Raw genomic sequence first — 8,955 nt, forward strand, 5'->3', positions numbered from 1 at the left:
TTGCGTGTCAGGGCAGGCGGTTGGCCTTCTGCAAGGCTTGCTTTGTCTGGTCGTCGGTCAGCCCTTGCAGGAAATCGTCCATCTCCGGATCGATAAGGCCGGCGCGGCGAGCGACCACATACCAGGCCCCAGCCAGGATCAGGTCGGGGTCGGTGCCGATGCCGCCCATATAGAGCTTTGCCAACCGGTTCTGGGCAGCGACATTGCCGCCTTCAGCTGCCTGCTTCATCCAGTTGAAGCCGGATTTCAGGTCGCGAACACCGCCGCGGCCCTCGATCATCCAGGCGGCAAGATCGATCTGCGCGGTGTCGTAGTTCTGCCTGGCAGCCTGTGCCAGCAAGCTGCGCGCCTTTGCATCGTCTCGCGTCTTGCCGCCGACGCCATTGGCATAGACCTGCGCCATCGCATACTGGGCGTCGGCAAGCCCTGTCGCCGCGGCACGCTCATAATAGGGCACAGCCCTGGCGATGCCGGCATCGCCAGGATCCTGCTGCACGAGCAATTGCGCGAAGTTGAACTGCGCCAGCCGGTTGCCGGCCTCGGCGGCGGCCTGCATCAGCGCATAGGCTCCCTTTTCGTCCTTCTTGACGTAGCGGCCGTCGAGCAGCATCAGCGCATACTGGAACTGCGATTCAGGAATCCCCTGCTCGGCGGCCTGCGCATACCATTTGGCGGCTCCCGCTGGGTCGAGCGGCACGCCCAACCCGCGCGACAGGATCTCGGCCACCAGCGTTTGCGCCGCCGGGTCGCCATTCTGAGCCCGCACCAACGCCAGATTGTAGGCCGTCTTGTAAAGGCCGCGCTGGAAAGCGCCATAGGCGGGGTCCGCCGGCTTGGCGCCGAAACGCTCCGGGTTGATCGCGTCGGCCGACGGCAGCGGCGCGGTTGTCGCCGGCTGCGGCAGCGGGGTGTCGATCGGCTTGTCGATATGGACGCCGGAATCCGTGGCACCGGCTTTTGGGGCACCCGCATCGGGGGCGACCGCATCCGGCACGCTGAGGGCGGGCGCGCTGGTGTCCGGCCTCGGCTGCGGCAGCGGAACGGTTTCCGCCGCGATCGCTGCCCCGCTCATCAAGGCCGCAACGAGAACCGCGAGAGGAAGTCCAGGTCGGCGCACGTCAGCCCTCGAAGCGCGGCGCGGTTTGGTCGAGCAGCGCATTGGCGGCGGCAATCGCCGCCTTCGGATCGGCGCCTTCGGCAAAGACGGCGCTGGACAGCGCCACGAACTCGGCGCCAGTGGCGGCCACCGCTTCTACCGAAGCGATGGCGGAACCGGCCATGACAATGCAAGGGATCTCAATCACGTCCGCCCACCATTGCCCGAGCGACAGGTTGCGCGGATGCGGTTCCGGCTTGTTGTCGTAGCCGAAGCGGCCGAAGAAGATGTAATCGGGCCTGGTTTCGCCGAGTTCCAGCGCGTCGTCGCGCGTCTTGGCGCCACCGGCGCCGACCATCATCTTGCCCTGGAAGTGTTCGATGGTCTCGGCGAGCGCGTCCTTGGAAACCTCGACATGAATGCCGTCGGCCTGGACACGGCCGGCAATGCGGGTATCGCCGGCGATGATGACGGCGATGCCGGCCGCTTGCGCGGCCGGTACGATCTGTTCTGCGAAGGCCTGGAAGGCAGCCTCGTCCATGCCGTTTTCAGGCAGGATCAGGGAAGCGATATCACCGCCGTCGAAGGCAGCCGCAATGCGCTGCGCCGGAGCGTCCTTGGGCGCGATCAGCACGATGCGGCAGCGGTTGGGGGGTGTTGCGTCGTTCATTGGCTTTCGATCCCGGGTTTCGCCTATGCCGGGCGAAGATGGTTGCATTGCGGCATAGAACAAAGCGCCCGCCTTGAACAGGCGGGCGGGGAACGATGCGCTGGCTTTGGTTTACGATCGCCGGCGAGCAGACGCTCTGCGGCTCATTTGACGGCTTGCGGGCTTTCGGCCGGCGATTTGGCCCTCCACAAAGTCCAGCCGAGATTCATGCCGGCGGCGGCGATCAGGATGGCGGCTGCGCCAACGAGCTGGGCCGGATGCAGCCGGTGGCCGAAGGCCATCACATCGACCAGGATCGCAACGACAGGATAGATGAAGGACAGCGACCCCTGCAGATGCGTCGGCAGTTTCTGGATGGCGGCGTACATCAATATGTACACCAGGCCGGTGTGAACGACGCCAAGCGTGGCCAGCATGGCCCAGCTCCAGGCATCGGCGGGCAAATGCGAGAGGTTGGCGAAGGGCGCCAGCATGACGACGCCGACGCAGACCTGGATCAGCGCGATCAGATGCGGCGGGGTGCCCTTGAGCTTCTTGGCGACGATTGCCGCGACAGCCCAGAAGAAGGCCGCTCCGAGCGCCATGACGATGCCGATGACATAATCTGTGCCGGTTATGCCGGAACCGACACCCGCATCGGGCCCTGTCTGCACGATCAGCAGCATACCGGCGAAGGCGATGCCGAGCCAGGTCAGCTTGGCCAGGGTCAGCCGCTCGCCGAAGAACAGCGCACCGAAGCCGACCAGCATGAAGGGCTGCGTGTTGTAGACCGCCGTGGCAATCGAGATCGAGGCGCGGGAGAAGGCGCTGAACAGCAACAGCCAGTTGATGACGATAGCCGCGCCGCCAAGAGCGGCGATGGCAACAATGCGCAGCGTCAGCCTGCCGCGCAGCAGCCCGAGTGCCGCGCAGGTGATCAGCAGCGCCACCGCTCCGAAGGCGCAGCGCCAGAACACCACGTCCATGACGGGCTGGCCCGACATGACGACAAACCAGCCGATCGTGCCGACGATCGTCATCGCCGCCGTCATCTCGATCGTGCCGCGTACCGTGCTTTCCATGACAATACCTCTATCCGTTGAGGCCATAATCTCATGCCGTCTTGAGGGTTTATATGCCCTATGAAAGGTGATAAGGGGACAACACCTTATTTAATAAGGCGCGCGCTGCCCTTTTGCGAGGAGATGAAAATGCTGGACGAGTTGGACAGAAAGCTTCTCCACATCCTGATCCTGGATTCGCGGACTTCGTTGAAGGAGCTGGCGCAGCAGGTCGGGCTGTCGTCGCCGAGCGTCTCGGAACGGCTGCGGCGGCTCGAGGAACGCGGCGTCATCCGCGCCTTCACCATCGAGATTGACCCGGAGGCGCTGGGGTTTCCGTTGCAGGCGATCGTGCGGGTGCGGCCACTGCCGGGCAAGCTGCATATCGTGCAGAAGCTGATCGAGGAGATCCCGGAATTCGGCGAATGCGACAAGGTCACCGGCGACGACTGTTTCGTGGCCCGGCTCTACGTGCGCTCCATCGGCGAGCTCGACAAGCTTCTCGACCGCATCGCCGACAAGGCGGAAACCAGCACCGCCATCATCAAGGCGCAGCCGATCCGGCGCCGTCCTCCACCGCTGAACTAAAGCTCCAATTTGTAACCGATGTGGCTGGCCTTGAAGCCGAGCCGGTCATAGAAGCGATGCGCGTCCTGGCGGCTCTTGTTGGTGGTCAGCTGGATAATCTTGCAGCCGCGTTCACGGCACTGTTCGATCGCCCATTCCAGCAGACGCTGTCCCAGCCGTTCGCCGCGGCGGTCTGCGACGACGCGCACAGCCTCGATCTGGCCGCGCAAGGCGCCCTGCAGCGACAGCCCGGCGAGATAGCTGATCTGCAACGTGCCGATGACGCGGCCGCTATCCGTCATCACGGCAAGAAACTGGTTGGGGTCGGCGTCGATGGCGGCAAAGGCGTCGCGATAGGCCTTGGCGAGTGGCTCGGTCGCATCCTCGCGGCTGCGGCCAAGCGGATCGTCGGCGAGCATGGCTACGATGGCAGGCAGGTCGGCCGCTTCGGCGCGGCGGATGTGGGGTTCGCTCATTGTCAAAAACCTGGGGTCAAAAACCTGGGGTCAAAAACCTGGGGCCAAAAACCTGGGGTCAAAACCTGGGGCCAAAACCTGGGGTCAAAACCTGATGCATCGGACGGCGCCCTTATGCATCGGCGGCGATCTTGCCGTAAATCCGGAACCGTCGCTTTACGCACAGTTGATCGACACGGCCGGCATTTTCCCGGTCGCGGCGCAAGGGTTTCTAGGCTATTGCAGGGCAACCGTCTTCCCTCCAGCATTTCCAGTTCATGTCAGGTCTGCTCGCCGATCCGTGGTTTTATGCCGCCGCCATTCCGGCGGTGATACTTGTCGGGCTGTCGAAAGGCGGCTTCGGCGGCGCTGTCGGCTTCGTTGGCGTGCCTTTGATGGCGCTGGCCATGCCGCCGGTGCAGGCGGCGGCCATCCTGCTGCCGATCCTGTGCCTGATGGACATCGTTTCGGTGTGGACGTGGTGGGGCGTCTACGACAGAAAGATGCTGGTCGACATGATGCCGGGCGCGGTGATCGGCATTGGGCTCGGCTGGCTGACGGCAGCGCTCGTAACCGAAGAGATGGTGCGGCTGATCGTCGGCGCTGTCGCGCTGATCTTCGTGCTGCGCTGGCTCTATCTCCAGTTCCGCCACGGTTCCGACCATGCGGCGGCGCCCAACCGCATCGCCGCCGCCTTCTGGGGCACCGTCGCCGGCTTCACCAGCTTCGTTGCCCATGTCGGCGGGCCCCCCTTCCAGGTCTATGCGCTGCCGATCCGGCTCGATCCGAAGGTGCTGTCGGGGACATCGGCGATCTTCTTTGCCGCCACCAACGCGCTGAAGCTGATCCCCTACTTCGCGCTTGGCCAGTTCGACACCGCCAACCTGACGGCGTCGGCCGTGCTGATGCCGCTGGCGCCGCTGGCCACCATCGCCGGCGCCTGGCTGGTGCGGCGCATGCGGCCGGAGATTTTTTATCCCTTCACCTACGCGACCGTGGCCGTGGTCGCGGTCAAGCTGCTTTGGGACGGGATCGCCGGCCTGCTCTAAATCCCGCTCAGGCGGCTGCCGGTTTGGTTCGCGGGGCGCTCGCAAAGGTCAGCGATGCACCACCAACGACCACGACCGCCATGGCGCCGAGAGTGGCGATGTCGTGCGCGGTCGGCTTCAGCACCATGTCGGCGACGACGACGATCATGATGACGAAATCGAACTTGACGATCCGTATCATGCGGCGCCCAAACGCTATGGCAGCCGGGGTCATGCCGTCCGCGGCAAGCATTGCGGCAAGCTTTTCGAACGAAGGCTTCAGCACGAGGATACCGGTCAGAAACGCGGCGGCGTAGCCGCAAAGGCCGATGACGACCCAAAGGTCGGAGAAGCCGGTCCATAGCGAAGTCAGCACCAGACCAGAAGCCAGGGTCGCGATAGACGCCGGCACGAACAGACGCAAGCCGAGTTTGTCCGTCGTTCTCAGCATGACCATCAGCGTCTCGTCGTCGCCGTCGCGATCGGCGAGTATCGAAACCAGCAGCATGGCGAAACCGCCGCCGAGCCAGAGGATCGCTGCCATGACATGCAGGAATTTGAAGAGAGAATACCAGTCCATTGCCGCTCCTTGTGCATCGTTCCGGGGGTAAACGCTGCTATCGCGCGTCTGCTTCCGAAGGAGGGCGGATTATCTCCGTACATGTATCCAGAAGATGCCGCGTGGGTGCCGGCTTGTTGCGGTGGCGCCGTCGCCGGATTTTACCGCCAGCCCGCACAATACCCGGCATTTGCCGGATAGACGCCGTGTCGGCATTGGCTGGTTTCGCGGCATGATCCTGAAACCTGCGGGGACTAAGCCGCTCGCGACCGACGCTCCATTTTGGCCGCGCGCGGTCGGACCAAGTCTGCAACAACCAACGAGGGTATCCCATGCAAGGCGTAGCACGAAATTTCTTCACCCTGGCCGTCATCTATTCCCTGTGCGGCATGGCGCTCGGCCTGCATATGGCGATCTCCAATGACCATGGGCAGATGCCGACCCACGCGCACACCATGGTGGCGGGCTGGCTGATGTCGGCGGTGTTTGCCTTCTTCTACCACCTGTTTCCAGCGGTCGGGCAAAAGACGATTGCCGTCGTGCATTTCTGGCTGACGGCAATCTGCGGCATCGCACTGATGATTGGGCTTTACTTTGAACTTGCCGGCCATCCGGAGATCGAGCCGGTGCTGGCTTCCTCCTCGATGGGGTTTTATGCGGCAATGCTGCTGTTCGCCTTCATTTCCTTGCCGGCTGTGTGGAAGAAGGCATGAACAAGCCGACGATCAGGCTTAGGGCACCGTTGTGCTGATACGGCACAGAAGGGCAGCGGTCGATCAAGAAATATCCGCGCCGTTAAGGGTTCATTAAGCTTTACAGGTGTTTACTATGTCCATCCAGTGATCTGGATTCTTACCGAGTGGTTGGAGCCACTTCGTTTGACGCCTCCCTGTTAAACTCCTGAGAGCCGCCTTATCCGCGGCTCTTTTTTTGTCTGCTTTTGGTCCGCTTGGCGCCCCTGCGCAGGCGTTAACCGTTTGTTAAACATGTGCTTGCCTTCGCCGGCGGCGAAGCGCATTTTCAAGCTTCAGTCATCTAGGGTGCCGGCGTGACGGCGAGAAGCCGAATCAGCCGACGGGGCAGTGCAGGGGCGTATCGATGAACGAGCCTTCGAAGGGCATCGCGAAAACCATCAAGCTGGCGGAACGCCGGGTTTTCTCCCAATCCTTCAAACCGCTCTACCAGGAAGGCATGGGCCTGGTCGAACAGGCAGCCGAGTATCTTGACGGCAAGGGCCGGGCCGAGGCCAAGAAGCTGTCCAGGCTGGCGGCGACGCTCTATGCGGCCGAATCGATGCGGCTGACCACAAGGTTGATGCAAGTCGCCTCCTGGCTGCTTTTGCAGCGGGCGGCAAATTCCGGCGAGATGACCCGCGACCAGGTCGCTTCGGAAAAATCCAAGGTGCGTCTCGACACCGCCTCGGCGCATGACGAAGCGGTCGGCTGGGGCGAACTGCCGAAGGATTTCCTCGACCTCGTCACCCGCTCGCTGCGCCTGCAGGCGCTGGTGCGCCGCATGGACGAAGAGATCTATGGCGGCGCGTTTGCCGAGACGCCTGCCGCCGCCCGCCGCGCCAATCCGGTTTCCGACCAGATCACGCTGCTGAACACGGCTTTCGCTCGAGGTTAAACGCCTCCGTTTCCGGTTTGTTCACATTTCGCTGACATCGCTGTGCGCCGGAGGTAGACTTCGCGCATGAGGGAAGCGATTCGCATTATCGGTATCGATCCGGGGCTGAGGCGCACCGGCTGGGGCATCGTCGAGAGCCTCGGCAACTCGCTGCGCTTTATCAGCTCCGGCACTGTACGCTCCGACGACAAGGCGGCGCTGGCGACACGGCTCTGCCAATTGCATGACGGGCTGGCCGAGATCCTGCATGCGGCCATGCCCCAGGAAGCGGCCGTCGAGCAAACCTTCGTCAACAAGGATGCGGTGGCGACACTGAAGCTCGGCCAGGCGCGCGGCATAGCCATGCTGGTGCCGGCGCGCGCCGGCCTTGTTGTGGCCGAATATGCCCCCAATGCCGTCAAAAAGGCGGTGATCGGCGTTGGCCATGGCGACAAGAAGCAGATCCACATGATGGTAAAGGTGCTGTTGCCGAAAGCCGTTTTCGACACCGAACATGCCGCAGACGCGTTGGCTATCGCCATCTGCCACGCGCATCACCGGCAAAGCGTCGCCTACAGGATGGCGCTGGCATGAGGGATCACGCATGATCGGCAAATTGAAAGGCACGCTGGACGAGATCGAGGAGGATTTCTGCCTCGTCGATGTGCACGGCGTCGGCTATGTCGCCTATTGCTCGGCGCGCACGCTGGCCGCGCTGCCTTCGCCCGGCGAGGCGGTGGTGCTGTTCATCGAGACCTATGTGCGCGAGGACATGATCCGGCTCTACGGTTTCCAGTCGGTGCTTGAGCGCGAATGGTTCCGGCTGTTGATGAGCAATGTGCAAGGCGTCGGCGCCAAGGTGGCGCTGGCCATCCTGTCGACGCTGGCGCCGGCAGACCTCGCCAATGCGATCGCGCTGCGCGACATCGCCATGGTCAGCCGCGCGCCCGGCGTCGGCAAGAAGGTGGCCGAGCGCATCGTCACCGAGTTGAAGAACAAGGCGCCGGCCTATGCCGGAACCGCCTCCGGCACCATCGGCCTTAAGCAGGAGCTCGGCGAAGGCGTGGCGCCGGCGCCGATTACCGACGCCGTCTCGGCGCTGGTCAATCTCGGCTATTCGCGCGACACAGCAGCCAATGCTGTCGCGGCGGCGCTGAAGACGGCCGGCGAGGACGCCGATGCCTCGAAGCTCATTCGTTTCGGGCTGAAGGAACTGGCGCGGTGAGTGATTGCTTGTCCGGTCCTTTGCCCTGTGCGAGGAAGGCCGCATGAGCCTTTCACCCCGCCTCATTGCCCCGGAAAAGCGCGGCGAGGATGCTGAGCAGACCTTGCGGCCGCAGACGCTCGCCGATTTCGTCGGCCAGGCCGCAGTGCGGGCCAATCTCAAAGTCTTCATCGAGGCCGCCAAGGGCCGCAGCGAGGCGCTTGACCATGTGCTGTTCGTCGGGCCGCCGGGGCTTGGCAAGACAACGCTGGCGCAGATCATGGCGCGCGAGCTCGGCGTCAATTTCCGCTCGACCTCCGGTCCGGTGATCGCCAAGGCCGGCGATCTCGCCGCACTTCTCACCAATCTCGAAGACCGCGATGTGCTGTTCATCGATGAGATCCACCGGCTCAATCCGGCAGTCGAGGAGATCCTTTACCCGGCGATGGAGGATTTCCAGCTCGACCTGATCATCGGCGAAGGTCCGGCGGCACGCTCGGTCAAGATCGATCTTGCCCGCTTCACGCTCGTCGCCGCCACCACCAGGCTCGGCCTTTTGACCAACCCGCTGCGCGACCGTTTCGGCATTCCGGTGCGGCTCAATTTCTATTCTGTCGAGGAACTGGAGCAGATCGTGCGGCGCGGCGCCCGCATCCTGCAAATGCCGCTTGGCGACGATGGCGCGCTGGAGATCGCACGTCGCGCCCGCGGCACGCCGCGCATCGCCG

Annotated in this window: 12 protein-coding genes; 7 read left to right on the top strand and 5 right to left on the bottom strand. The window is 63.5% G+C overall.

Annotation, left to right across the window (positions count from 1 at the left end; all coding sequences use genetic code 11):
• Positions 1-7 precede the first annotated feature (7 nt).
• The 3 genes from X726_RS160275 to X726_RS160265 form a co-directional block, all read right to left on the bottom strand.
• Entirely contained in the window at positions 8-1,072 is a 1,065-nt protein-coding gene (locus X726_RS160275; RefSeq protein ID WP_198037287.1) for a tetratricopeptide repeat protein, read from the bottom strand.
• 46 nt (positions 1,073-1,118) lie between these two features.
• On the bottom strand, positions 1,119-1,766 hold the full coding sequence (locus tag X726_RS160270; protein WP_023668761.1) for a thiamine phosphate synthase: 648 nt from the start codon (positions 1,764-1,766) through the stop codon (positions 1,119-1,121).
• Positions 1,767-1,909: 143 nt separating this feature from the next.
• Complete coding sequence (locus X726_RS160265; protein ID WP_023668762.1) at positions 1,910-2,827, bottom strand: DMT family transporter; 918 nt, start codon at positions 2,825-2,827, stop codon at positions 1,910-1,912.
• A 129-nt stretch (positions 2,828-2,956) separates the two neighbouring features.
• On the opposite strand from X726_RS160265, the gene X726_RS160260 reads away from it, so the two are divergent.
• Positions 2,957-3,394, top strand: coding sequence for an Lrp/AsnC family transcriptional regulator (locus X726_RS160260; protein WP_023668763.1), 438 nt, complete (start codon positions 2,957-2,959; stop codon positions 3,392-3,394).
• On the opposite strand, the gene X726_RS160255 is transcribed toward X726_RS160260, so the two are convergent.
• Complete coding sequence (locus X726_RS160255) at positions 3,391-3,849, bottom strand: GNAT family N-acetyltransferase (RefSeq protein ID WP_023668764.1); 459 nt, start codon at positions 3,847-3,849, stop codon at positions 3,391-3,393. The two genes, X726_RS160260 and X726_RS160255, sit on opposite strands and share 4 nt — an antisense overlap.
• Positions 3,850-4,106: 257 nt before the next feature.
• On the opposite strand from X726_RS160255, the gene X726_RS160250 reads away from it, so the two are divergent.
• Positions 4,107-4,877 (top strand): sulfite exporter TauE/SafE family protein, encoded by a 771-nt coding sequence (locus X726_RS160250; RefSeq protein ID WP_023668765.1) that lies wholly within the window; start codon positions 4,107-4,109, stop codon positions 4,875-4,877.
• A 7-nt stretch (positions 4,878-4,884) separates the two neighbouring features.
• Here X726_RS160250 and X726_RS160245 read toward each other — a convergent pair whose 3' ends face one another.
• Positions 4,885-5,436 (bottom strand): DUF2269 family protein, encoded by a 552-nt coding sequence (locus X726_RS160245; RefSeq protein ID WP_023668766.1) that lies wholly within the window; start codon positions 5,434-5,436, stop codon positions 4,885-4,887.
• A gap of 311 nt (positions 5,437-5,747) precedes the next feature.
• Here X726_RS160245 and X726_RS160240 point away from each other — a divergent pair, with 311 nt between their 5' ends.
• The 5 genes from X726_RS160240 to ruvB form a co-directional block, all read left to right on the top strand.
• Positions 5,748-6,128, top strand: a complete 381-nt coding sequence (locus X726_RS160240) for a hypothetical protein (protein ID WP_023668767.1) — start codon at positions 5,748-5,750, stop codon at positions 6,126-6,128.
• A gap of 385 nt (positions 6,129-6,513) precedes the next feature.
• The gene (locus X726_RS160235) at positions 6,514-7,044 is read left to right on the top strand and encodes a DUF1465 family protein (RefSeq protein ID WP_023668768.1); all 531 of its coding nucleotides are present in this window, start codon (positions 6,514-6,516) and stop codon (positions 7,042-7,044) included.
• Between the two features lie 66 nt (positions 7,045-7,110).
• Complete coding sequence (gene ruvC, locus X726_RS160230) at positions 7,111-7,617, top strand: crossover junction endodeoxyribonuclease RuvC (RefSeq protein WP_023668769.1); 507 nt, start codon at positions 7,111-7,113, stop codon at positions 7,615-7,617.
• A gap of 10 nt (positions 7,618-7,627) precedes the next feature.
• On the top strand, positions 7,628-8,248 hold the full coding sequence (gene ruvA, locus X726_RS160225; protein WP_023668770.1) for a Holliday junction branch migration protein RuvA: 621 nt from the start codon (positions 7,628-7,630) through the stop codon (positions 8,246-8,248).
• A 43-nt stretch (positions 8,249-8,291) separates the two neighbouring features.
• On the top strand, positions 8,292-8,955 hold a 664-nt coding region (ruvB, locus tag X726_RS160220), incomplete at its 3' end, for a Holliday junction branch migration DNA helicase RuvB (protein WP_023668771.1).

Source organism: Mesorhizobium sp. LSJC285A00 (assembly GCF_000503155.1).
GTDB lineage: Bacteria > Pseudomonadota > Alphaproteobacteria > Rhizobiales > Rhizobiaceae > Mesorhizobium.